This is a genomic window from Nocardioides kongjuensis, from assembly GCF_013409625.1.
Taxonomy (GTDB): Bacteria; Actinomycetota; Actinomycetes; order Propionibacteriales; family Nocardioidaceae; genus Nocardioides; species Nocardioides kongjuensis.
The window spans coordinates 3405575-3428841 of the sequence record NZ_JACCBF010000001.1; the positions used below are offsets into that span (position 1 = coordinate 3405575).

At 72.6% G+C, this 23267-nt stretch carries 22 protein-coding genes; 9 read left to right on the plus strand and 13 right to left on the minus strand.

The window, feature by feature from the left end; translation table 11 throughout:
* Positions 1-9: 9 nt before the first annotated feature.
* The 3 genes from grpE to BJ958_RS16430 form a co-directional block, all read right to left on the minus strand.
* Positions 10-567, minus strand: coding sequence for a nucleotide exchange factor GrpE (grpE, locus tag BJ958_RS16420; protein ID WP_179727999.1), 558 nt, complete (start codon positions 565-567; stop codon positions 10-12).
* A complete protein-coding gene (gene dnaK / locus BJ958_RS16425) occupies positions 564-2423 on the minus strand; it encodes a molecular chaperone DnaK (protein ID WP_179728000.1) in 1860 nt (619 codons plus the stop codon). The genes grpE and dnaK overlap by 4 nt, the downstream gene beginning before the upstream one ends.
* Positions 2424-2564: 141 nt before the next feature.
* Positions 2565-2807: a hypothetical protein gene (locus tag BJ958_RS16430; RefSeq protein ID WP_179728001.1), complete on the minus strand. Its 243-nt coding sequence runs from the start codon at positions 2805-2807 to the stop codon at positions 2565-2567.
* A gap of 146 nt (positions 2808-2953) precedes the next feature.
* Here BJ958_RS16430 and BJ958_RS29100 point away from each other — a divergent pair, with 146 nt between their 5' ends.
* The gene (locus BJ958_RS29100) at positions 2954-4513 is read left to right on the plus strand and encodes a LuxR C-terminal-related transcriptional regulator (protein WP_179728002.1); all 1560 of its coding nucleotides are present in this window, start codon (positions 2954-2956) and stop codon (positions 4511-4513) included.
* A gap of 90 nt (positions 4514-4603) precedes the next feature.
* Positions 4604-5161 carry a hypothetical protein gene (locus BJ958_RS16440; protein ID WP_179728003.1) on the plus strand — a complete coding sequence of 186 codons (558 nt, stop codon included), beginning with the start codon at positions 4604-4606 and terminating at the stop codon, positions 5159-5161.
* On the opposite strand, the gene BJ958_RS16445 is transcribed toward BJ958_RS16440, so the two are convergent.
* The 4 genes from BJ958_RS16445 to BJ958_RS16460 form a co-directional block, all read right to left on the minus strand.
* On the minus strand, positions 5154-6701 hold the full coding sequence (locus BJ958_RS16445; RefSeq protein ID WP_179728004.1) for a helix-turn-helix domain-containing protein: 1548 nt from the start codon (positions 6699-6701) through the stop codon (positions 5154-5156). The two genes, BJ958_RS16440 and BJ958_RS16445, sit on opposite strands and share 8 nt — an antisense overlap.
* A gap of 297 nt (positions 6702-6998) precedes the next feature.
* Positions 6999-7604, minus strand: a complete 606-nt coding sequence (locus BJ958_RS16450) for a hypothetical protein (RefSeq protein WP_179728005.1) — start codon at positions 7602-7604, stop codon at positions 6999-7001.
* 30 nt (positions 7605-7634) lie between these two features.
* A complete protein-coding gene (locus BJ958_RS16455) occupies positions 7635-8066 on the minus strand; it encodes a nuclear transport factor 2 family protein (protein ID WP_179728006.1) in 432 nt (143 codons plus the stop codon).
* A 12-nt stretch (positions 8067-8078) separates the two neighbouring features.
* Positions 8079-8564 (minus strand): nitroreductase family deazaflavin-dependent oxidoreductase, encoded by a 486-nt coding sequence (locus BJ958_RS16460; RefSeq protein ID WP_179728007.1) that lies wholly within the window; start codon positions 8562-8564, stop codon positions 8079-8081.
* 46 nt (positions 8565-8610) lie between these two features.
* On the opposite strand from BJ958_RS16460, the gene BJ958_RS16465 reads away from it, so the two are divergent.
* Together BJ958_RS16465 and BJ958_RS16470 are read left to right on the plus strand one after the other, a co-directional pair.
* A complete protein-coding gene (locus BJ958_RS16465) occupies positions 8611-9501 on the plus strand; it encodes a TIGR03619 family F420-dependent LLM class oxidoreductase (RefSeq protein WP_179728008.1) in 891 nt (296 codons plus the stop codon).
* A complete protein-coding gene (locus BJ958_RS16470) occupies positions 9501-10661 on the plus strand; it encodes a hypothetical protein (RefSeq protein ID WP_179728009.1) in 1161 nt (386 codons plus the stop codon). The genes BJ958_RS16465 and BJ958_RS16470 overlap by 1 nt, the downstream gene beginning before the upstream one ends.
* A gap of 51 nt (positions 10662-10712) precedes the next feature.
* Here the strand turns inward: BJ958_RS16470 and BJ958_RS16475 are convergent, their stop codons facing one another.
* A complete protein-coding gene (locus BJ958_RS16475; protein ID WP_345100191.1) occupies positions 10713-11561 on the minus strand; it encodes an aldo/keto reductase in 849 nt (282 codons plus the stop codon).
* 176 nt (positions 11562-11737) lie between these two features.
* On the opposite strand from BJ958_RS16475, the gene BJ958_RS16480 reads away from it, so the two are divergent.
* Both BJ958_RS16480 and BJ958_RS16485 read left to right on the plus strand, forming a co-directional pair.
* Positions 11738-12532: an SDR family oxidoreductase gene (locus tag BJ958_RS16480; RefSeq protein WP_179728011.1), complete on the plus strand. Its 795-nt coding sequence runs from the start codon at positions 11738-11740 to the stop codon at positions 12530-12532.
* The gene (locus BJ958_RS16485) at positions 12529-13686 is read left to right on the plus strand and encodes a sulfotransferase family protein (RefSeq protein WP_179728012.1); all 1158 of its coding nucleotides are present in this window, start codon (positions 12529-12531) and stop codon (positions 13684-13686) included. Before BJ958_RS16480 ends, BJ958_RS16485 begins: the two co-directional genes overlap by 4 nt.
* Here BJ958_RS16485 and BJ958_RS16490 read toward each other — a convergent pair whose 3' ends face one another.
* The gene (locus tag BJ958_RS16490; RefSeq protein WP_179728013.1) at positions 13687-14055 is read right to left on the minus strand and encodes a VOC family protein; all 369 of its coding nucleotides are present in this window, start codon (positions 14053-14055) and stop codon (positions 13687-13689) included. It abuts the gene before it with no gap.
* 111 nt (positions 14056-14166) lie between these two features.
* Between BJ958_RS16490 and BJ958_RS16495 the strand changes: the two genes are divergently transcribed.
* Positions 14167-14661 carry a hypothetical protein gene (locus BJ958_RS16495; RefSeq protein WP_179728014.1) on the plus strand — a complete coding sequence of 165 codons (495 nt, stop codon included), beginning with the start codon at positions 14167-14169 and terminating at the stop codon, positions 14659-14661.
* Here BJ958_RS16495 and BJ958_RS16500 read toward each other — a convergent pair.
* Genes BJ958_RS16500 through BJ958_RS16510 form a run of 3 tightly spaced genes read right to left on the minus strand, consistent with a single transcriptional unit; the run spans position 14612 to position 19260 of the window.
* Positions 14612-16021, minus strand: a complete 1410-nt coding sequence (locus tag BJ958_RS16500) for a cytochrome P450 (protein ID WP_246319061.1) — start codon at positions 16019-16021, stop codon at positions 14612-14614. The two genes, BJ958_RS16495 and BJ958_RS16500, sit on opposite strands and share 50 nt — an antisense overlap.
* 54 nt (positions 16022-16075) lie before the next feature.
* Positions 16076-19054, minus strand: coding sequence for an AAA family ATPase (locus BJ958_RS28635; RefSeq protein ID WP_179728015.1), 2979 nt, complete (start codon positions 19052-19054; stop codon positions 16076-16078).
* 53 nt (positions 19055-19107) lie between these two features.
* A complete protein-coding gene (locus BJ958_RS16510; RefSeq protein WP_179728016.1) occupies positions 19108-19260 on the minus strand; it encodes a hypothetical protein in 153 nt (50 codons plus the stop codon).
* Positions 19261-19398: 138 nt separating this feature from the next.
* On the opposite strand from BJ958_RS16510, the gene BJ958_RS16515 reads away from it, so the two are divergent.
* Positions 19399-20052 carry a nitroreductase family protein gene (locus BJ958_RS16515; RefSeq protein WP_179728017.1) on the plus strand — a complete coding sequence of 218 codons (654 nt, stop codon included), beginning with the start codon at positions 19399-19401 and terminating at the stop codon, positions 20050-20052.
* Positions 20052-22010, plus strand: a complete 1959-nt coding sequence (locus tag BJ958_RS16520) for an ABC transporter ATP-binding protein (RefSeq protein ID WP_179728018.1) — start codon at positions 20052-20054, stop codon at positions 22008-22010. Before BJ958_RS16515 ends, BJ958_RS16520 begins: the two co-directional genes overlap by 1 nt.
* A 10-nt stretch (positions 22011-22020) precedes the next feature.
* Here the strand turns inward: BJ958_RS16520 and BJ958_RS29105 are convergent, their stop codons facing one another.
* Positions 22021-23202 (minus strand): RsbRD N-terminal domain-containing protein, encoded by a 1182-nt coding sequence (locus BJ958_RS29105; RefSeq protein ID WP_179728019.1) that lies wholly within the window; start codon positions 23200-23202, stop codon positions 22021-22023.
* Positions 23203-23267 lie beyond the last annotated feature (65 nt).

The window sequence follows — 23267 nt, forward strand, 5'->3', positions numbered from 1 at the left end:
TCTGTCTCATCAAGCGGGGTCGACCACCAGCACCTGTGCTGCGCGGACCACCCGGTCACCGATCTTGTAGCCGGCCTTCGCGATCACCTTGCACGTGGTCACCTCGACCTCGGCGTCGGTGCCGATGTGCGAGAGCGCCTCGTGGATGGTGGGGTCGAACGCGTCCCCGACCTCGCCGAACTTCACCAGGCCCAGCCCGGCGACCACGCGCTCGAGCTGCTCGGCCGTGGCCTTGAAGCCACCCTCGAGCGGCTCGTGCTCGCGCGCCCGGTCGATCGTGTCGAGCACGTCGATGATCGGGGTGAGCGCGGCGTACGTCGCGTTCTCACGCAGCAGCTCGCGGTCCCGCTCGACCCGGCGCTTGTAGTTGAGGAACTCCGCCTGCAGGCGCTGCAGGTCGAGGGTCCGCTCCTCGAGCTCCATCTTGGTGACGGTCAGCTCGTCGGCCTCGGCCTCGGCGGCCGGTGCCTCGGGGGCTGCGGCCGACTCGGGCTCGTCGCCCTCGGGCGAGGGAGCCGCAGTCTCCTGCAGCTCCCCCTCCTCCGGGTTGAGGTTGTCCTCGGTCACTTGGCGTCGCCCTCGGTGTCCTCGTCGACGATCTCGGCCTCGACGACGTCGTCGTCCGACTCACCGGTCGCACCGGTGGTGCCACCCGCGGCGGCGGAGTCGGCCTCGGCGGCGGCGTACATCGCGGCACCCATCTTCTGGCTGGACTCGCCCAGCTTGGAGATGGCGGCGGTCAGGTCGTCGGCGCTGGACTCGGCGTTCTCGAGGACGCCCTTGAGCGCCTCGAGGTCGGTGGTCACCTCGGCCTTGACGTCGTCCGGGATCTTGTCGCCGTTGTCGGCGAGGAACTTCTCGGTCGTGTAGACGAGCTGGTCGCCCTGGTTGCGGACCTCGACGGCCTCGCGACGCTTGGCGTCCTCCTCGGCGTACTGCTCGGCCTCCTTGACCATGCGGTCGATGTCGTCCTTGGACAGCGCGCTGCCGCCGGAGATGGTCATCGACTGCTCACGGCCGGACGCCTGGTCCTTGGCGGAGACGTGGACGATGCCGTTGGCGTCGATGTCGAAGGTGACCTCGATCTTCGGCACGCCGCGCGGGGCCGGCGGGAGGCCGGTCAGCTCGAAGTTGCCGAGGGGCTGGTTCTGCGACCAGATGGCGCGCTCGCCCTGGGCGACCTTGATCTCGACCGACGGCTGGTTGTCGTCGGCGGTCGTGAAGATCTCGGACCGCTTGGTGGGGATCGTGGTGTTGCGCTCGATCAGCGTGGTGAACACGCCGCCCTTGGTCTCGATGCCGAGGGACAGCGGGGTGACGTCGAGGAGCAGCACGTCCTTGACCTCACCGGCGAGCACACCGGCCTGCAGGGCGGCGCCGACGGCGACGACCTCGTCCGGGTTGACGCCCTTGTTGGGCTCCTTGCCGCCGAGCAGCTCCTTGACCAGGTCGGTCACCGCGGGCATGCGGGTCGACCCGCCGACGAGGACCACGTGGTCGATGTCGGCGACCTTGACGCCGGCGTCCTTGAGGACGTTCTGGAAGGGAGCCTTGGTCCGCTCGAGCAGGTCGGCCGTGAGCCGCTGGAACTCCGAGCGGGAGAGCCGCTCCTCGAAGTGCAGCGGGCCGTTCTCGCCGTGCGTGATGTAGGGCAGGTGGATGGTGGTGTCGCTGGAGGAGGACAGCTCGATCTTCGCCTTCTCGGCGGCCTCCTGCAGGCGCTGGGCCGCGATCTTGTCGGCGCCCAGGTCGACGCCGTTGGCGTCCTTGAACTTCTTGACCATCCACTGGACGATCGCGTTGTCCCAGTCGTCGCCACCGAGGTGGTTGTCGCCGCTGGTCGCCTTGACCTCGACGACGCCCTCACCGATCTCGAGCAGGGACACGTCGAACGTGCCGCCACCGAGGTCGTAGACGAGGATCGTCTGGTCGTCGCCCTTGTCGAGGCCGTAGGCCAGCGCGGCCGCGGTGGGCTCGTTGACGATGCGGTCGACCTTCAGGCCCGCGATCTCGCCGGCCTCCTTGGTGGCCTGGCGCTGCGCGTCGGAGAAGTACGCCGGGACCGTGATCACCGCGTTGGTGACGGTCTCGCCGAGGTAGGCCTCCGCGTCGCGCTTGAGCTTTTGCAGGATGAACGCCGAGATCTGCTGCGGCGTGAAGTCCTTGTCCACCGGGTCACCGATGTGCTGGGTCCAGTCGGTGCCCATGTGGCGCTTGACCGACCGGATGGTGCGGTCCACGTTGGTGACCGCCTGGCGCTTCGCGACCTCGCCGACGAGCACCTCACCGCTCTTCGCGAAGGCGACGACGGACGGGGTGGTCCGCGCTCCCTCCGCGTTGGCGATGACCGTGGGCTCGCCGCCCTCGAGGACCGCGACGACGCTGTTCGTCGTACCGAGGTCGATGCCGACCGCTCGTGCCATGTGTGTTTCTCCCTCTGTGCTGAAGATCTGGATTCAAGTTAGTTGAGCCGGATGGACTCAAGTCTGACACAGGGCACAACGGGCGGCCACCGGGGGTTGTTCCCGGCTGCACGAACAATCTTCAGCGGGTCCGGCGGCCCGTCAGGGCAGCACGCCGTCGACCTGCGTGGTCGCCCCGGAGGGATCCCGCGTCCCGGGCGCCTGGATCACCGGCGGCGGTGCCGGGGTCGGCTCCGGAACGTCCGCCGGGAGCGGCCCGTGACGGCCCTGCACGCTCACCAGGAAGCCGAAGACGACCGCCAGCACGGCTGCAGCCGCCTCGGCCGCCGTCAACCCGGCGAGGACCTGCAACCGGTGCCGGCGCTCGCGCTCGACCCGATCCACGGATCCCACTCTCCTCGGCCAGGGCGCGTTGTCATCCCCCAGAAGCGCGCAATCGGGTGCCGACCCCGGGTTCCCGGGGCTTCCCGGGGACAGCCCCGGGGCCCTACCCTCGAAGGGCGAGGGACCACGCACCGAGGGGATGTGCCGTGAGCCCGGAGCAGGAAGCCCGTCGCACCGCGATGTGGACCCGGATCAGCCGGGGCGAGCTGAACGCCGCCGCCACCGACGCCCGGCTGCTGCTGGAGTCGACCCCCGATCCGCGGGTGCACGCCGAGCTGCACGCCGCCCTGGGGCTGGTCCTGCAGCGGGTCGGCCGGATCGCGGAGTCGCGCGACGCGTTCGCGCTGGCCGCCGCGCTGGCCGCGGAGCAGCCCGGCGAGCAGGCGTCGTACGTCGCCGACGAGGCGGGCTCCCGCTTCCTGCTGGGCGACCTCGCGGGAGCGGCGCAGGCGGCCGACCGGGCCCGCGGGCTCGGGGAGCAGCACGGCAACCGGTTCGCGGCGTGCGAGGCGCTCAACACCCAGGCCGCGATCGCGTTGAGCGAGGGCCGCCCGGCCGACGCGCTGCGGCTCACCAAGATGGGCATCGCGCTGCAGGCCGCGGAGCGCCAGAGCTCCGGCGGCGGGCCGCTCTCGCACCTCTACCACGGGCTGGCACTGGTCGAGCTCGACCGCTTCGCCGACGCCGAGGCGGCCTTCGGCGAGGGACTGCTCCGCAGCAACGCGGCGGGGTCGACGGGCCAGGTCGCCTGGTACCACGCGATGCGCGGGCTGGCCCGCTACCTCAACGGCCGCTGGGACGAGGCGGTCGTCGACGGCCACCTGGCGCTCGACGGCGCCCGGTCCGCCGGCACCCTGATCGCCCGGCCGGTCGCCGCGGCGGTCGTCGCCCTCGTGGAGGCGTTGCGCGGCAACGTGAGCACGGCACAGCGGCACGTCCGGCCGGTCGAGGGCGGGCTCACCGTGCTCGGGCTGCCCGGGGAGGACTGGCTGTCGATGGCCAGGGCAGCGGCGGCACCGGAGCACCGGACGGGCTACACCGCACTCACCGAGGGCTGGCTGCACACCCGGCGGACGCCGTACTTCCTCAGCTGGCGCTCGCTCGCGCCGGCGCTGGTCAGCCAGGCGGTCCGGTACGACGACCACGAGCTCGCCTGCGCGGTCACCGCCAGCGCGGAGGCCGGGGCGGCAGCCGCGCCGGGCATCGGCTCCGCCCAGGGCGCCGCACTGCGCTGCCGGGCCCTGCTCGACGCCGACCCGGAGGCGGCGCGGGCCGCGATGGCGGCACTGCGGGAGGCGGGCCGCCCGTTCGCGCTCGGCCTGGCCTGCCTCGACGCTGCTCTCCTGCTCGGCGCCCGCGGCCACCGGCACGACGCGCAGGCGGCGGTGCGCGAGGCGGCCGACGCGTTCAGCGGCCTGCGCGCGACGCCGTGGCTGGCCCGGGCCGGCCGGGCCCTGCTGCGGCTGCCCGCCGACGACGGGCCCGCCGCCGACAGGGAGCCCGTCGGCTGGGCGCAGCTGACCAGCGCCGAGCGCGAGGTCGCGCGCCGGGTGGCGCAGGGACTCACCAACCCGGAGATCGCCCGCGAGCTGGTGGTCTCGCCGCGGACCGTGCAGACCCACGCGTCGCACGTCTACGCCAAGCTCGGCGTCAGCTCGCGGGTGCAGCTCACCGCGGTCCTGCACCGCCACGGGCTGGACCGCTGAGCGTCCCAGTTCAGCCAGTTGGCGGATGTCGGGCCGGCCCCGGCCGGAGGACGGTCGGGTGACCAGCCCGACCGACGAGGAGCTCCCGCCATGCGCCACCACCCCGTGCCCGAGCCGCACCACTCCACCACCCAGCTGCGATGGGAGGAGGTGCACCGCCGCAGTCGCGTCCTGCGCCGGATCATCGACTCGGGGCGGATCGACTTCGACGACCTCGAGACCCGCGCCGTGTTCGCGGACCGTGACGAGCTCGTGCGCGCGCTCTTCCAGCAGTGGGCGACCCTGATCGGCGCCAGCGTGGACCTCGCCCTCGAGGTCGGCGAGGTGACGAACGCCAGTGAGACCCTGTGCTCGGCGCACCGGGCGGCGCTGCGGCGCGCACCTGAGCTGTACCGCCTGGTCACCGAGGAGGCGACCACCCCGCTCGGCGCCCGGCTGCTGGAGCACGAGAACCTCCGCCTCGCGTACGCCGTCGGCCTGGCCACGCCCGGCACCTCGACGCACGACGCGGCGACCCAGGTCGCGGAGCTGCTCGCGTCCGTCGCCCGCCCGGGCATGCGGCGCAAGCCGTCGTGGCTGCGGGTCGCCGGCGACTGGCTGCGGGGCCGGGAGCCCGAGACCAACGACGTGCAGGCCCTGCTCAGCTGAGGCCCGCGAACAGCCCGGCCAGCTGGACCCGGCCAGACACACCGCACTTGCGGCAGGCGCTGGCCAGCTGGGTCTGCACGGTCCGGGGCGAGGTGCCGAGCTCGGCGGCGATCCGGGAGTTCGACAGCCCCTGGATCGCCAGCCGGACGGCGCGGGTCTCACCCGGGCTCAGCAGGTGCCACGGCCCCGACGGCGCCGCCGGCCGGGCGGGGCTGCCGGCGACCGCCGCGTCGACGAGCAGCCGGGCGACCTCGGCGCTCCACACCGTCGCCCCGAGCCGGTGGAACACGGTGGCGGCCTCCTGCAGCGCTGCCACCCGGTCCTCGGTGCGCAGTGCCGTCGACGCGGCCGCGACGCAACCGAAGGCCAGCGGCAGCGGGCGTCCGACGGTGCGGAGCAGGTCGAGCCCCGCCAGCAGGGCGAGCGGGTCACCGGCGACGGTGGCGGCGCAGCACTGCGCCGTGGCGCGGGCGCTCGCGGTCCCCGCGGTGGCCGCGGCGGCCCCGACCCGGGCACTGACCACCTCGGCCAGCGCCCGGTCCCCGCGCTCCATCGCCAGCACGACCAGCGGGTGCGCGAACACCTTCCAGGCCAGCAGGCTCGGCATCCCCCGCAGCCGGAACCAGGCGTCGCGCAGGGCGTCGTACCGCTCACCGGCGTCGTCGGTCGAGGCCGCCGCCGCCAGCGCCACCCACTCCTCGCCGAGCCCGGCACCGGGACCGAGGCGGTGGGACCTGGCCTGCTCGATCAGGGTGCGGGCGGTGGTGACGTTGCCGCGCAGGCCCTCCATGCAGGCGCTGATCCCCCACGCCAGTGGCCGCGCGGCCAGGGCGCCGGTGCGGTCGGCGTGCTCGATCGACCGGGCCGCCTCGTCGCGCGCCTCGGCCCAGTGCCCGTCGATGAAGTGCAGCATCGCCTGGGAGGCGAGGTACCAGGCCAGCTGCCCGGTGTCGCCCTCCTCCTCCGCGATCGCGACCCCGCGCGCGATCGCGACGTGCGCCTCCTCCATCCGGTCCAGCTCGGCCAGCGCCATCGCGAGCAGGACGTGCGCCGTCGAGCGGTACTCCGCCTGGCCGACCCCGTCGTTGCCGTACGCCGTCGCGTCGGTCGCCAGCGCGAGCGCCGCCTCGAGCTGGCCCCGCCCCAGGTGCACCGCCGCGAGGGTGGTCCGGGCCTGCCGGACGGCGATCTCGACGCCGTGCTCCGCCCCGAGCCGGTCGGCCTCCAGCGCCTCGCGCTCGGCCCGGTCCAGGTCACCGCCCAGCACGCTCGACAGCGAGCCGAACGCCAGCACCAGCGCGAGGTCCGGTGGCGAGCCCTCGACCAGGACCGCGGCCCGCGCGAACTGGTCGCGCGAGTCGGCCATCAGCCCGACCCGCTGCATCATCAGCCCCAGCACCGCCTCGACCCGGCCCCGCTGCACCGGGTCCGCACTCATGATGAGCAGCCGGGTCGCGACGGCGTACGCGCGATCGAACTCGCCGGCCTGGACGTGCAGCCACAGCGCGAGCTCCTGGTCGTCCGCAGGCTCGTCCGTCATCCGCGCCTCCCCCATGTGTGCGGGCGGCCCGAGCCGTCCTCCCATGGTGCGCCCCCGCGACGGCCCGCACCAAGCAAGGCGTCCTCAGAAGGACTACGCCGGTTGGCGGATGCGGCGAAGGACCAGTTTCACCGGCCGGCCGGTGAAACTCGCGCTTGGACGAGGAAGCATCGTCGTCCAAGCACCAGTTTTGTCGTCCCACCGTCAGTTTCACCGGCCGGCCGGTGAAACTGACACGTCGTCACCTGGCGAGCCGGGCGCGGGGAGGCGTCGAGCGGGGCGAGCGCTCGGCCGGACTCAGCCGACGGTGACGCTGATCTCGTTGCTCACGGTGCCGGTGTCGCGGTCGACGACGCGGAACCTGTTGACGCCGCTGACGCCGGTGAAGATGTAGCTGGAGAAGGTGCCGTTGGTGACGCCGACGCTGGCCGGGAAGTCGGCCCAGTCGCCGTTCTCGAAGCGCTGGACGAACAAGATCGCGCCCTCGCCGCCCGGGTAGACCCCGCTGAAGTAGATCCGCTCGCCGCTGGCGACCGTGGTCGCGAGGGCCTGCAGCGAGATCTGGCCGGCGCCCGCGCTCTCGCTGGGCATCTCGGTGGTGGGCTCGTCCTCCGGCAGCTCGGTGCTGTCGTCGGTGCCCGCCGGCTCGTCAGGGTCCTCGGTGTGCAGGGTGACGAGCGGGCCCGTGGCCTCGTCGGTCTCGACCGGCGTGGGCAGGTACATCGACTGGTGCACGGTGGAGCGCGCCGAGGAGTCCCCGTCGCCACCACCGAGGCCGAGCACCTTGGTGCCGACGAGAGTGACGAGCGCGAGGACCAGGCCGACGCCCAGCGCGACCGCGACCAGCGCCACCAGCCCGTTGACGACGGGACGTTCGCCAGGGTGCTGCTGCTGGTCGCTCACCCGCCCCATTGTCCAGACGGGTCCCAGAAATCAGAAACCGCGCGTCCAGACGACCTGCTCGTGGAGCCGGCGCGAGCGCCAGCCGTCCGTCGTGCGCACGAAGGCGTGGCGGTACAACCCGCCCACCTCGACCACGCGCTCGCCACCCTTGCCGTCGGCGATGCGCATCGGGTTGTGGAAGTACGCCGCGACCGCGGCCTCGTCGCCGGAGTCGTCGAACTCGTACGAGATCTGGCCGAGCATGTGGATCCGGTGCGTCGAGAAGCCGGGCAGCGCCTCGGCCAGCCACGCCTTGACCGCCGGGTAGGCGTCGGCGACGCCGCCGCTCTCGGTGTAGTCGATCTGCGCGTCGGGGGTGAAGACCGTGTCGAGCCGGTCGAAGTCGCCCTCGTCGACGGCGAGGGTGTAGCGGGTGATCGCGTCGGCGATCTCGGCGCGGTCGATCAGCTGTTGCAGCTCCACGGGTCTCCTCGGTCAGCGGGGCTCGAGGACGACGACCGGGATCTCCCGGTCCGTCCAGGCCTGGTAGTTGTCGAAGTCGGCGTACAGCTCGACCAGGCGCGGCCACAGCGCTGCGCGCTCGTCGGGCCCGGCGACCCGGGCGCGCACCGCGCGGCTGCGCTCCCCCGGTACGGCGACCGTGGTGTCGGGGTTCGCGACGAGGTTGTGCAGCCACTGCGGGTTCCTCGGCAGCCCGCCCTGGGACGCGACGACGACCAGGTCCGGTCCGTCGGCGAGGTAGAGCAGCGGGGTGGTGAACCGGGTGCCGCTCCGGCGGCCGACGTGGTCGAGCAGGAGCACCGGCACCGGCTTCCTCCAGCCCGCTCCGATCCGCCAGGTGGAACCGAGTCGCCCGTTGGTCAGCCGGTAGATGGCAACGTTCGCCTTGGCGCCGTACTTGATGACCTTCGCGACGATCGGCTTGTCGAGGCCGTCGGGCTTCGGCTTGGTCGCTGCCATGGGACTCACTCTGGCACAGATCTAGAACACGTTCTAGTGTGGGCTCATGCGCTTCTCCTTCGCCGAGGGCATGACCCAGGCCGACTACTACGCCCCGCTCGCCCAGGCCTGCGAGGCCGCCGGGTACACCTCGATGACGATCGCGGACAGCCTGATCTACCCGCAGGAGTCGGACTCGAAGTACCCCTACACCGACACCGGGGACCGCGAGTTCCTGCTCGGCAAGCAGTTCATCGAGACCTTCATCCTGTGCGCGCACCTCTTCGCGGTGACCGAGACGCTGCGCCTCACGCCGTTCGTCCTCAAGCTGCCGATCCGCCCACCCGTGCTGGTCGCCAAGCAGGCCTCGTCGCTGGCCTACCTGTCCAAGAACCGCCTCGGCCTCGGCGTCGGCCTCTCGCCGTGGCCCGAGGACTTCGCCGCCCTCGGCGTGCCGTGGGAGAAGCGCGGCAAGCGGATGGACGAGTGCATGGACATCCTGCGCGGCCTCACCCAGCCCGGCGACGAGCCGACCTTCTTCGGCTACCAGGGCGAGTTCTTCGACATCGAGCCCCTCCAGCAGTGCCCGGCGCCGACCGAGAGGATCCCGCTGCTCGTCGGCGGCCACTCGGACGCCGCCCTGCGCCGCGCCGTACGCAAGGGCGACGGGTGGATGCACGCCGGGGGCGACGGCGAGGAGCTCGACCGGCTGCTCACCCGGCTCGCGGAGATCCGCAAGGAGGAGGGCGACACCCGCGACGACTTCGAGGTGCACGTGATCTCGTACGACGCCTACACCCTCGACGGCATCAAGCGGCTCGAGGACAGGGGCGTCACCGACTGCATCGTCGGCTTCCGGGTGCCCTACATCAAGGGCCCCGACACCGAGCCGCTCGAGACCAAGATCAAGCACCTCGAGCAGTACGCCGAGAACATCATCGCGAAGGCGAACGGCTGATGTCCGCCTCGCTCGGGCTGACCGCTCCCCTGCAGGCGGCGATCGCCGAGGCCGAGGAGCTCATCGCGAACGCGCCGTTCATCAGGTCCGAGGCCGACCGGCTCGAGGGCTACGACTACCTGGCCGGCCGGATCCGGATGGCGATGCAGACCGCCTTCGACTACGACCTCGAGCAGCCGGTCTTCATCAACCCGACCCACCAGTTCTCCCGCCAGGGCCTCGACAACCCGGACGCGGTCTACTTCAACGCCTACCTGCGCGAGGGCGTCGAGTACGTCGTGCGCGGTCGCCGCGGGACCTCCGCCGACCTCTCCTTCCAGGTGATGGGCGGCAGCTACAGCGCGGACTCGGCCGCCACCTCGCTGATGGCCTTCGACGACCGCGAGCTCGAGATCGGGCCGGACGGCTCCTTCGAGTTCACCTACGTCGCCGAGCCCGGCGCGAAGACGCTGATCGTGCGCGAGGTCTTCAACGACTGGGACACCGAGCTCCGCGGCACGCTCACCATCGAGCGGGTCGACACCATCGGCTCGGCCCGGCGTCCGCTCTCCGAGGCGACGCTGCGCAAGAAGTACGAGGTGGCCGCGCGGTCGCTGACCAGCTCGATCCAGACCTGGTTCGCCTTCCCCCACTTCTTCCAGTACAAGGAGCCGGTCAACACCTTGACCGTGCCCGCCTCGACTCCCGGCGGCCTCTCCTCGCAGTTCTCCTCGATCGGCCACTACGAGCTGGCCGAGGACGAGGCGATGATCGTGTCGGTCCCGCGCTGCGACGACTGCACCTACCAGGCGATCCAGGTCGGCTCGGACTGGTACGCCTCCACCGACTACGAGACCCACCAGACCTCGCTCACCAAGGCCCAGGCCTCGTGCGACAGCGACGGCGTCCTGCGGTTCGTCATCTCCGAGCGGCCGCCCGGTCCCGACGGCGCCCCGATCGCGAACTGGCTGGAGACCACCGGGCACCGCACCGGACCGATCATGCTGCGCTGGCAGCAGCTCACCCGCGAGCTGTCCGCCGCCGACGGCCCGACGGTCGAGATCGTGCCGGTCACCGAGGTCGCCAAGCACCTGCCGGAGACGGTCGGCCTCTCGCCCCAGGAGTACGCCGAGCGGATCGCTGCGCGACAGCGCGCCGTCGCACGGCGGATGATCTCGTAGGGGTCCGCCAGCGCCGGCTCTCCGCTCGGAGCCCTGGCCCCGAGCGCAGGGTCAGGCAGGGATCCAGTCGAAGACGTCCGGGTTCGGTCCCTGACGACCGGCCTCGCCCTTGTCCAGCGCGGCCAGCGTCGCGACCTCGTCGGCGGTGAGCGCGAAGTCGAAGACGTCGAAGTTCTCGGCCAGCCGGGCCTTGCTCAGCGACTTCGGGAACACGATGTCGCCACGGTCCAGCGCCCAGCGCAGCAGCACCTGGGCGGGAGTCCTGCCGTGACGCTCGGCGAGAGCGGTGACGGCCGGGTCGCTCAGCTCACCGCCGCCCTGCCCGAGCGGGGACCAGGCCTGGACGTGGGCGCCGTGGCCGGTGGTCGCGGCGCGGACGGCCTCGTTGGCGAAGTACGGGTGCACCTCGACCTGGTTGACGGCTGGGACGACGCCGGTGGCCGCGACGATCCGGTCGAGGTGGTCGGGCTGGAAGTTGGAGACGCCGACCGAGGTGGTCAGGCCGGCCTCGCGCAGCTCGATCAGCGCCTCCCACGTGGAGACGAAGTCGCCGTCGTACCGCGTGGGCAGCGGCCAGTGGATGAGGAACAGGTCGACCTTCTCGAGGCCGAGCTTGTCGAGCGAGACCTTGAGCGAGTCCTTGGCGGCAGCGGGCTCGTGGCGGTTGTTGTTGAGCTTGGTGGTGACGTACAGGTCCTCGCGGGCGAGTCCGGAGGCCGCGATCGCGGCGCCGACGCCCTCCTCGTTGCCGTACATCTGGGCCGTGTCGACGTGGCGGTAGCCGATCTCGAAGGCGTCGGACACCACGCGCTCGGTGTCGGCCGGCGGCACCTGCCACACGCCGAGGCCGAACTGGGGGATGGCGGTCTGGTCGTTGAGGTCGATCCGGGGAGTGCTCACCCCTGGTGCAACCCGGAGCATCCTGGCGTATTCCGCCGGGTCGGCATCGAGCTTGGACGACGAAACTAGCGCTGGGACGACGATGCTTCCTCGTCCCAGCGCGAGTTTCACCGGCCGGCCGGTGAAACTGGTGCCACCCCTTCCCCAAAACTGAAACACGTTCTAGTCTGTCCGCCATGGTGGATCTGCTGACGGACAAGGTCATCGTGCTCTCCGGCGTCGGGCCGGGCCTGGGCCGCTCGCTCGGCGAGGAGGCGGCCCGGATGGGCGCGGACCTCGTGCTCGCGAGCCGGACGCCCAAGCGGCTGGAGAAGATGGCGGAGACGGTGCGCTCCCACGGGCGCCGCGCGCTCGTCGTACCGACCGACATCACCGACGAGGACCAGCGCAAGGCGCTCGTCGAGGCGGCTCTCGACGAGTTCGGCAAGGTCGACTGCCTGATCAACAACGCGTTCGGCATCCCGCCCATGGACCCGATCAGCACCCTGGACCTGGAGGGCCTGCGCAACGCCAACGAGACCAACGTCTTCGCGCCGCTGCGCCTGTCCGCCCTGTTCGCCGACGCCCTCGCACAGACCGAGGACAAGATCGGCGGCTCGGTGATCATGATCAACTCCTGCGTCATCTACAGCAGCCAGCCGGAGTACTCCGGCTACAAGCTGTCGAAGGGCACCCTCGAGCACCTCGCCCAGTCGCTGGCCACCGAGCTCGGCCCCCGCGGCATCCGGGTCAACAGCGTCGCGCCGTCCTACATCTACGAGGACGTCAACAAGGCCTACTTCGACTGGATCGCCCAGGAGTCGGGGCGCACCCACGAGGACGTGTACGCCGAGAAGGCCGCGCCCACCGACCTCAAGCGTCTCGCCACTCCCGACGAGGTCGCGAGGGCCACGCTCTTCCTCGCCTCCGACCTGGCCTCGGCCGTGACCGGTCAGATGCTGAACGTCGACTGCGGCGAGTTCCACGCATGAGCGAGCCCCGCCAGCGCGCGGACGTCGGCACCTTCGAGGACATCTGCGACGCCGCCACCCGCACCACCGGCCTGACCGACTTCGGCTTCGCCGACGCGCCCGGTCACGAGGAGGCGTTCCGGGTGCTGGTCGAGGACCTCGGCTCCGCCGAGGCCGGCCTGACCGGGGTGGGCAACTACTTCATGCGCTCGCAGGTCAAGAGCTCGCTCGTGGCCCGCCTGCTCACCCAGGCCCGGTTCACCGAGTTCCCCCAGCACGCGGACGTCGTCATCGAGCGGCCGATCTTCGTTCTCGGCCTCCCCCGCACGGGTACGACGGCCCTGAGCCGCCTGCTCTGCGCCGACCCGGCCCACCAGGGCCTGGAGATGTGGCTGACCGAGTTCCCCCAGCCCCGCCCGCCGCGGGAGACCTGGGAGGACGACCCGATCTTCAACGCCATGCAGGCGGCGTTCCGCGAGCACCACATCACGAACCCGGAGTTCATGGGCATCCACTACTCCGACGCCACCGAGCCCGAGGAGTGCTGGCGCGTGCTGCGCCAGACCGGCAAGTCGCTCGGCTTCGAGTCGCTGGCCCACGTGCCGGCGTACTCCCGCTGGCTGGCGACCCAGTCCTGGACCGACGCCTACGAGCGGCACCGCCAGAACCTGCAGCTGATCGGCCTCAACGACCAGGACAAGCGCTGGGTGCTCAAGAACCCCTCGCACCTGATCGCCCTCGACGCGCTGCTCGATGTCTACCCCGACGCGCTGGTCGTGATGACCCAGCGCGACCCGGTCACCTCGGTCGCCTCCGCCTGCTCGCTGTCGGCCGAGGCGACCGACGGCCACTCAACGACCTTCGTCGGCGAGACCCTCGGCCGCGACCAGCTCGGGCACCTCACCCGCCAGTGGGACGCCTTCTGGCAGGCCCGGGAGAAGGCCGACGAGAGCCAGTTCTTCGACGTCGACTACCGCGGCTTCGTGCAGGACCCGGTCGGCACCGTCGGCGCGATCTACGACGCCTTCGGCCTCACCTGGAGCCAGGCTGCGCAGGACGCCGTCCGCAGGCTCGACGAGGAGTCGCGCAGCGGGCCGCGCCGCCCCGCCCACCAGTACGACCTCGCGGACTACGGCATCACGCAGGACGAGGTCCGGGAGTCGTTCGCGCGCTGATCACGCGGCCGTCACCCGGCACAGGCAGAACGGGTGGCCCGCCGGGTCGAGGAACACCCGGAAGGACGTGCCGGGCTGGTGGGGGTGCTTGGTCGCACCCAGCGCGAGCGTCGCCGTCTCGGCTTTGTCGAGGTCGTCGACGTCGACGTCGAGGTGCACCTGCTGCGGCACGTCCTGCCCCGGCCAGTCGGGGGCCCGGTAGTCGTCGACCCGCTGCAGCTGGATCGAGCGGTCGCCGGACCACACCGAGCCCCAGGAGCCGTCCTCCTCCACGGCGGACTCCCAGCCGAGCAGGGCGGCGTAGAAGTCGGCGAGGACCCGGGGCTCGGGGCAGTCGATGACGAACTGGGGGTTGCGTGCGATGGCCATGGACCGAACCTAGGCCGGACCTCCGACACCGGACCGCCCGTTCACGCTCCTGTCCACAGGCCCGCCGCGCGCTTGTTTGTCCACAGCCGCGAGCGGCCGAGGCTGCCGGGCATGACCACCTCCGGCACACCGTCCCTCAGCCTCGCCGTCCCCCGCCGCTGGGCCACCTTCGACGACCCGGCGCCGGGCGTCGCCCTCGTCTCCCGGGCGCCCACCCCCACCCCGTCCGGCTTCACCCCCGAGCTCACGCTGCGCACCGGACCGGTCGACGCCCCGACCCTCGCCGACTGGCGCCGGGAGGCGATGGCGGCGCTCGCCCTCCAGCTCGACGACCTCGAGGTCGAGGACACCGACGAGGTCGACCTCGACGGCGAGCCGGTCGGCTATGCGCGGTTCTCCCACCTCATCGGTGGGATCGACGTCGTGTGCGACCAGTGGGCTTGGCTGCGCGGAGGGATCGGCGTCACCCTGACCGGCACGGTCGCGCGGGTCGACTACGCCGACTACGCCGACCTGTTCGAGGACGTCGCGGCGACCGTCCGGACCGGAGGCGGGGTCAGCGCGCGCGCACCCGGATCCGCGCCCCCCGCCGGGGCACGCTGGTGATGTTGCGGACCTTGGGCACGTCGGTGCCGACAGCCGTGACGTCGTAGCGGCGGAACACCTCGCGCAGCACCTCCGTCCCCTCCATCAGCGAGAAGCCGGCGCCGATGCAACGGCGCACGCCGCCCCCGAACGGGATCCACACGTTCAGCGCGGGGACCTCGTCGCCGAGGAAGCGCTCGGGCCGGAACACGTCCGGGTCCGCGAAGTTCGACTCCTGCTGGTGGCTCATGATGATCGACGGGCCGACCGTCGTACCCGCCGGCAGGTCCCAGCCACCGACCGTGGCCGGTGCCATCAGGGTGCGCACCACCATCGGGATGATCGGGTGCAGCCGCATCGACTCCTTGAGCACCGCCTCGAGCCACGCGTCGTCCCCCTCGTCGACCGCCCGCTGCGTGCGCGCGAGCAGGTCGGGGCTGCGGCCGACCTCGACCAGTGCCCACGACAGCGCGGACGCCGTGGTCTCGTGACCGGCGAGCAGGAGGGTCACCAGCTGGTCGCGCAGCTCGGTGTCGTCCAGGCCGCTGCCCGGCTCGTCGGGGTCGGTGGCGGCGAGCAGCCGGGACAGCACGTCGGAGCGCTCACCGAGGTCGTGGGCGGCGCGGCGCTCGCGGATCTCGGCGTACATCAGCCGGTCCAGCTCGACCTGGTTGTCGACCGTACGGCGCCAGGGCCCGAGCCTCTGCAACCGCGGGTACGCCCAGCCGAGCAGGATCGCCGGGTGGATCTCGACCGTGTGGTTGACCGCGGGACGCAGCTTCGCGAGCCGGGTCTCGTCGGTCACGCCGAAGACGACGCGGAGGATGACCTCGAGGGTCAGCGAGTTCATCCGCTCGAGCGCCCGGAACGGCTCGCCCTCGCGCCACGTGTCGACCTCCGCTGCGGCGACCTCGGCCACCAGGCCGCGGTAGCCGCGCAGGGCGTGCCCGAGGAAGGCCGGCATCAGCAGCTTGCGGGCCCGGTGGTGCTCGCCTGCGTCCTGGAGCAGCAGGGAGTGCTCCCCCATGATCGGGCCGAGGATCGCGTTGCCCTTGCCGGCGTGGAAGACCTCCGGGTCGGCCGCGAAGATCTCCTTGGTGACCTCGGGCCGGGTGAACAGCACGAGCGGTCGGTTCCCCGGGATGAGGTTGACCGTGTACGCGTCGCCGTACCTGCGGTGCAGCCACGGGTGGAACTGGTGCCGGAAGCGCATCAGTGCGACCGTCTGCAGCAGCGCCGGCCAGCGCGGGCCGGGCGGCAGCTGGCCGGCCGGGACCGGGGCGAGGTCGCGTCCGCCCACCACGCTGCCGTGCCGGAACCGCCGCATGGTCAGCGCGCGGGTGTCGCCGTCGAGCTCCGTGCGCTCCGCCTCCATCGTCATGCAAGGGACGCTACGCCGCGGCCGGGACGCCGGCCTCCGACCACGGTAGGAGATCTACGGGAGGAGACCGTCGCGACGGGCGATCGCCGCCGCCTCGGTGCGCCCCGCCGCGCCGAGCTTGCCGAGGATGTTGGAGACGTGGACGCTCACCGTCTTGGTGCTGATGAACAGCTGCTTGCCGATCTCGCCGTTGGACCTCCCCTCGGCGACGAGCCCGAGGATCTCCAGCTCCCGCGCGGTCAGCGCGGCACCGCCGGAGTGGCTCGTCGTGGCGGCACCCCGCGCCGCGCCGGGCTCGGCCGCCAGGTCGGCGACGAGGAGCGGGGCGCCCAGCCGGTCGGCGAGGGCGCGCGCCTGGTCGGCCTCGTCGCGGGCCCGGGCGGTGTCGCCGAGGAGTCGCAGGATCTGGGCGTACGCCGCCCGCACGCGGAGCAGCTCGGGCACGTTGCCGACCTTCACGGTCGAGTCGAGCGCGGCCTCCCAGGCGGCGAGCAGCTCGTCGCGGCGCGCCTCCTCACCGCCGGCGAGCCACTGCACCCGGTGGTGCTCGGCGACCAGGCGGTCGGTCCACATCCGGCCTTCGGGCCCCCAGGGGCCGCTGCGCTCGCGGATCGCGGCGAGGACCGCCTCACCGTCGGCGAGCAGCCGGTCGGCCCGGTCGACCAGACCACGACGCTCGGCGGCGCTGGCCCGCGGCATCGCCCGGGCGATCGCGGCGAGGGTACCGGCGGCGAGCCGGATCCGGCCGCCGAAGTACTCGCCCCAGATCCGCCCGAGGACGTCGACCACGTGGTCGTAGACCGCGATCGCCGCCGCCGCGTCGCCACGATCGCCGTGGAACTCGATCTCGGCGCCGGAGCTGTAGACCGCGACGCCGCCCTCGTCCTCCCACAGCGGGCGCAGGGCGAGCAGCCGGTCGAGGACGTCCTCGCCGCGGGCGGCGAGGACCGAGAGCCGGGCGGGCTCGATGATGCCGCGCGGGATGGGTGGGCCGCTGAGCCCGTCGACGACGTCGACCAGCGCGAGCACGTCGTCCCACTCGCCGAGCAGGTAGCTGATCCGGGTCAGCTGCCAGCGCGACTCGATGCTGAAGGGTGCCCAGACCAGGCCGGCCTGCTCGCCGAGCGCCATCGCGGAGCGGAACCATCGCGCGGACTGCTCCCAGTCCCCGGAGTCCTGGTAGGAGCGGCCGAGCAGCCAGCGCCCCCGGATCTCGGCCTGGAAGGCACCGGCCCGCACGGCGCTGTCGACGGCCGACTCGAGGGTGCGGCGCAGCGCGTCCTGCTCGGACCCGGCGACGGTCTGCACCCGCAGCCCGCTGAGCGTGGTGACGATGTCGGAGGCCAGCTGCGGCATCGCGAGCCGCTCGGCCAGCGCGAGGGCCTCGGTCGCGAGCGCCTCGGCCTCGTCCTGCTGGTCGCGGCGGTAGGCCCCGAGGATCCGGGCGTGCGCGGCCAGCGCCTTGGCCCGCAGCGGGCTCTCGCCCTCGGGAGCCAGCGCGAGCGCCTCGGCGGAGATGGCGACCGGGTCGAGCTCGGTCTCGGTCATCGAGAGCACCTCGGCGTGGGTGCTGAGCAGCCGGGACCGGTCGGCTGCGGGCGCGTCGGGCGGCAGCTGCGCGAGCCGGGCGGCGACCAGCTGGCCGGCGCGGACGGCGTTGCCGCCGGTGATCAGGGCGGTGGCGGCGCGGACCACCAGCTTGGCGTGGTCGACCTCCAGCCGGGCGACGCGCTCGGGGTCCTCGAGCAGCTCGAGCGCCTGCTGGTAGTGGTCGGCCGCCTCGTCGGGGCCGCCCACCGCCATCGCCTCGTCGCCGGCCTCGATGCTCGCCGTCACGGCCCGGTCGAGGTCGTTGGCCCGGCGGGCGTGGCGGGCCAGCTCGGCCGACGTACCGCCGGCGGCGCCGCTCGACAGCGCGGCGACGTAGCGCGCGTGCAGCCGGACCCGCTCGCCGGGCAGCAGGTCGTCGTAGATCGCCTCGCCGAGCAGCGCGTGGCGGAAGGCGTAGAGGTGTCCGCCCACCTCGAGGACGTTCATCTCGACGGCCTGACGGATGCCGGAGTCGAGCTGGTCGACGGGGACGTCGGCCGTGGCGGCGAGCAGGTCGTGGGTGACCCGGCGCCCCGCGACGCTGGCGACGCGGACGACGTGGCGGGCCTCCTCGGAGAGGCGGTCGAGCCGGACCAGCAGCAGGTCGGCCAGGTCGCCGGGCACGTCGCCCTCGGCGCAGGACCCCGAGGCGACGAGCTCCTCGACGAAGAAGGCGTTGCCCTCGGCGCGCTCGACGATCCGGTTGACGGAGCGCTCGTCGAGGCCGGCCGGCGCGAGCTCGCCCACCAGCGCCCGCACGGCCTCCGCCGGCAGCGGGCCGAGACCCAGGCGCCCGACCTGGGGCAGCCGGGTCCACTCGGCGACCTGGCGGCGCAGCGGGTGACGGCGGTGCAGGTCGTCGGAGCGGTACGACGCCACGATGGCCACCGGCCGCGCGAAGGCCCGGGTGAACAGGAACCCGAGCATGTCGCGGGTCGACTGGTCGGCCCAGTGCAGGTCCTCGACCACCAGCAGCACCGGCGCCTCGGTCGCCGCCGCCTCGAGCAGCGCGTGCACGGCCACGAAGGTGTCGCCGCGGTCGGCGCCGCGGCTGTGCTCGTCGGACGACTCGTCGCCGACCACGCGCGTGCGCCGTCCCGGCTGGAGCCGGGTCAGCGCCGGGTGGATGGCGGCGACCGCCTCGACCAGCTCCGGGTGGCTGGCGTCGAGCCGGCCCAGCACCTCGCTGAAGGGGAGGTAGGGCAGCGCGCTGTCGCCGAAGTCGAGGCAGTGCCCGGCCAGCACCTGCCAGCCGCTGTCGAGGGCGTGGTCGCGCAGTGCCCGCAGCAGCCGGGTCTTGCCGACGCCGGCGTCGCCGGACAGCAGCACCGCTCGCCGGGACGTCCCGGTCTCGGCGGCGCTGACGGCGTCGTCGAGCACGGCGATCGCCTCGGCGAGCTCGGTGTCACGCCCGACCATGGTCAGGCTGCTGTGTGCGGCCACGGGCACCATCATGGCGCCCGCCACCGACAGGGTGGACAAGTGCTGCGACCGGGTCAGCGCGTGTGGCGCTCGATGCTCGGGTCGGTGGCGGCGATCCGCCGCAGCCAGGAGATGCGGCTGCGCCCCGCCCGGCTGGCGGCCACGCCGCGGGCCGCCTGCTGGCGGCGGTACTCGTTCTCTGCGTTGAGGTAGTAGTTGCTGCTCATGACGTAGAGACTCGTCCTCTGAGGTAGTCCCCCACATCGGACACGTTCCCTATGTTCGGCTCCTGCCCTACCTCAGGTTCCGGGCCGGGCGCCTCGCACCGCCTCAGACGCACCCCCGGGCCCCCTAGGCTTGGGGCCGTGGAGTTCGCCGAGGTGGTACGCCGACGCCGGATGACGCGCGCCTACACCTCCACCCCGGTCGACCCCGCCGTCCTCGAGCGGGCGCTCGACCACGCCACCCGCGCACCGAGCGCCGGCTTCTCCCAGGGGTGGGGCTTCGTCGTGCTCGACACCCCGCCGAGCGTGCGCGGGTTCTGGGAGGCGCAGGCCGACACGTCGGCACCCGACCGCTGGCTGGCCGGGATGATGAGTGCGCCCGTGGTCGTCGTGCCGTGCAGCCGACGCGACGCCTACCTCGACCGGTACGCCGAGGCGGACAAGCGTCGCGCCGGGCTGGCCGACCACGACGCCGACCGCTGGGCGATGCCGTACTGGCACCTCGACACCGCGATGGCCGCCCTGCTGCTGCTCCAGTCGGTCACCGACGCCGGCCTCGGCGCCTGCTTCTTCGGGCTGGTCCCCGGCCGGGTCGACGCCGTCAAGGAGGTCCTCGGACTGGTCGACGGCGACGACGGGCAGGCACCGCACCCGATCGGCGCGATCACGATCGGCCACCCGGCCCCACGCAGCACCGGTGCGCAGGGCTCGGCGAGCCGGCGGCGTCGTACGCCGTGGCAGGAGGTGGCCCACCGCGGCCGCTGGGGCGCCGGCTGGGCGGGGCAGGACGCCTGATGCGGCCCAGCCCGGTGGTGACCCACCTGACCACGGCGGACCTGCGCAAGCGCGAGCCGGTACTGCCCCGGATCGCCCACCTGCTGCGGCCCTACCGCGGCAAGATCGGGCTCGTCCTGGTCGCGGTGCTCGCCGCGGCGGCGCTGCAGGCGATGGTGCCCTTCCTGACCAGGGCGGTGTTCGACGACGCGCTCTTCCCGCTCGACGGCAGCGGCCCGCACCTGCACCTGCTGGCCTGGCTGATCGCCGGCATGTGCGCGATCCCGGTGGTGGCGGCGCTGATCGGCATCGTGCAGATGTGGCTGACCTCGACGGTCGGGAACTCCGCGATGGCCGACCTGCGCGGCGACCTCTTCGAGCACCTGCAGAAGATGGAGCTGGCGTTCTTCACCGCCACCAAGACCGGCGCGATCCAGTCCCGGCTGGCCAACGACGTCGCCGGTGTCCGCACGGTGCTGACCGACACCGCGACCACGATCGTGCAGAACTCGGTCACCGTGACGGCGGCGTTCGTGTCGATGATCGTGCTGTCGTGGCAGCTGACCCTGCTCACCTTGTTCCTGATGCCGCTGTTCGTCGGCCTGCAGTTCCGGGTCGGGCGCGCGCGGCAGCGGCTGGCCCGTCGTACCCAGGAGTCCCTCTCCGAGATGACCGCCATCACCGAGGAGGCCCTGTCGGTGAGCGGCATCCTGCTCGCGAAGGTGTTCAACCGGGCCGAGTCGGAGGTCGAGCGCTACCGCGAGGCCAACCGCAGGCAGACCCGGCTGCAGGTCGAGCAGGCGATGACCGGGCGCACCTTCTTCGCGATGGTGCAGACCTTCTTCGCGATCACGCCCGCGCTGATCTACCTGGTCACCGGCTGGATCATCACCGGCCACGTCCCCGTCGGCGCCGACACGATCACCGCCGGCACCCTGGTCGCGTTCACGACGCTGCAGAGCCGGCTGCAGATGCCGCTGCTCCAGCTGATGCGCGTGACGCTCGACGTGCAGACCTCGATGGCGCTGTTCCGCCGGATCTTCGAGTACCTCGACCTCGAGCCCGCGATCACCGAACGTCCCGGCGCGATCGCCCTCGACCCCGACAAGCTGCAGGGTCGGGTCGAGCTGCGCGGCGTCCGCTTCCGCTACCCCGAGCCGCGCTCGCTGTCCGGCACCGTCAACCGCGACCGGTTCGGCGAGACAGGGGTGCGGATCGAGGACGACGAGGAGCGGCCGACCGGATCGAGCTGGGCCCTCGACGACGTGTCGCTGGTGGTCGAGCCCGGCCAGCTCGCCGCGATCGTGGGCCCGTCGGGCAGCGGCAAGACCACGGCGACGTACCTCGTCCCGCGGTTCTACGACGTCACCGAGGGCGCGGTCCTCATCGACGGGTACGACGTGCGCGACCTGACCCTGTCGTCGCTGGCCGACGCGGTCGGGATGGTCACCCAGGAGCCGTACCTCTTCCACGGCACGATCCGCGACAACATCGCCTATGCCCGGCCCGACGCGAGCTCGGAGGAGATCGTGCAGGCGGCCCGCGACGCCAACATCCACGACCGGATCATGGGCTTTCCCGAGGGCTACGAGACGATCACCGGCGAGCGCGGCTACCGCCTGTCCGGCGGCGAGAAGCAGCGGCTCGCGATCGCGCGGGTGCTGCTCAAGGACCCGAGGATCCTGATCCTCGACGAGGCCACCTCGGCCCTCGACAACGAGACCGAGCGGCTGGTCCAGGAGGCGCTCGAGCGCGCCACCCGGTCGCGCACCACGATCGCCATCGCCCACCGGCTCTCCACGATCCGCTCCGCCGACGTCATCTTCGGCCTCGAGGACGGCCACCTCGTCGAGCAGGGCACCCACGACGACCTGCTGCTGGCCGGCGGCCTCTACAAGCGGCTGTACGACGAGCAGTTCTCCCGCACCCCCGCCGGCACCCCCTGGTGCGACCCGCGGCGTGCGGACGTCCCGCTGTAGCTGGTGTCACTCACCCCAGCCCGAGGATGCGCACGCACTCCAGCGCGACGTACAGCTCGGCGGCGTCGACGGGTCGGGCGAGGTCGCGGCCGGTGATCTCCTCGAGCCGCCGGATCCGGTAGCGCACGGTGTTGCGGTGCACGTGCAGCTCGCGGGCGGCCGTCGAGGTGGAGCCGCCGGCGGCGAGCCAGGCGCGGGCGGTCGCGAAGACCACGGCCCGGTCGTCCTCGGGCAGCGCCATGACCGGCGCGAGCACGGCGTCGACGAGCACCCGGGCCTGGTCCGGGCTCGCGGCCAGCAGTACGGCGAGCGGGTCGGCGCCGAACCGGCCGACGACCGCAGCGCCGGGCGAGACCGCGGCACAGGCCACCCGGGCCTGGCGCCGCGCCTCCTGGATGTCGTCGAGGCGGCCGACGACGGTGCTGACCCCGACCCGGGCCTGGGCCAGGCCCGTGAGCACCTCGACGAGGTGCTCGGCGCCGAACCCGAACCGGAGGGCGACCACGCCCTCCTGGTGGTCGTGGTCGAGCCGCCACGCCGAGCGCACGTTGGCGCGGCGCAGCGCCCGCTCGACGTCGGGCAGCCCCTCGGCGCCGGGCGTCGGCGACTCGGCCGACACCACGACGTACTCCGTCGCGCGGCCCAGGTCGAGCATGCCGGCCGTCTCGCCGACGTAGGCCGTGGCGTCGGCGTCACCGTCGAGCAGGGAGCCGACCAGCACCGCGCGCATCTGCCCGTCGCGGCGGGCGCGGTCGGCCAGGGCTCGGCGGTAGGCGTCGGTGACGTCGGCCGCCAGCTGGTCGCTGACCGCCCAGATGTCGGCGGCGGCGAGCAGCAGCCGGTCGCGGTCCTCGGGGTCGGCCCGGTCGACGAGCACCTCCCAGATGAACCGTGAGCCGACCCGGAAGGCCTGCAGCACCATCGCGTACGGGACGCCCTGCTCGGCCCGGGTGGTTCCGGTCTCACTGGGGGTCTCGGACGCGCTGACGTCGCCGGCCAGGTTGCCGAGGATGTAGCGGGCGTTGAGCGTGCACGACGCGACGAGCTCCTCGTGGGTCACGACCTCGCCGCCGTCGTACACCGGGATCTCGTCGCGGATCCGCTGGGCCATCGCCGCGCCGAGCTGCTCGGACTCCGGCAGCAGCCGCGCACTGAGCTTGCGCACCTCGGCGTTCACGTCCGGTCCACTCACAGGACCGAGACTAGGGCCTGGCTCGGCCCGCCGTTGTGCATGCGCACACAGGATGCCCGGGAATC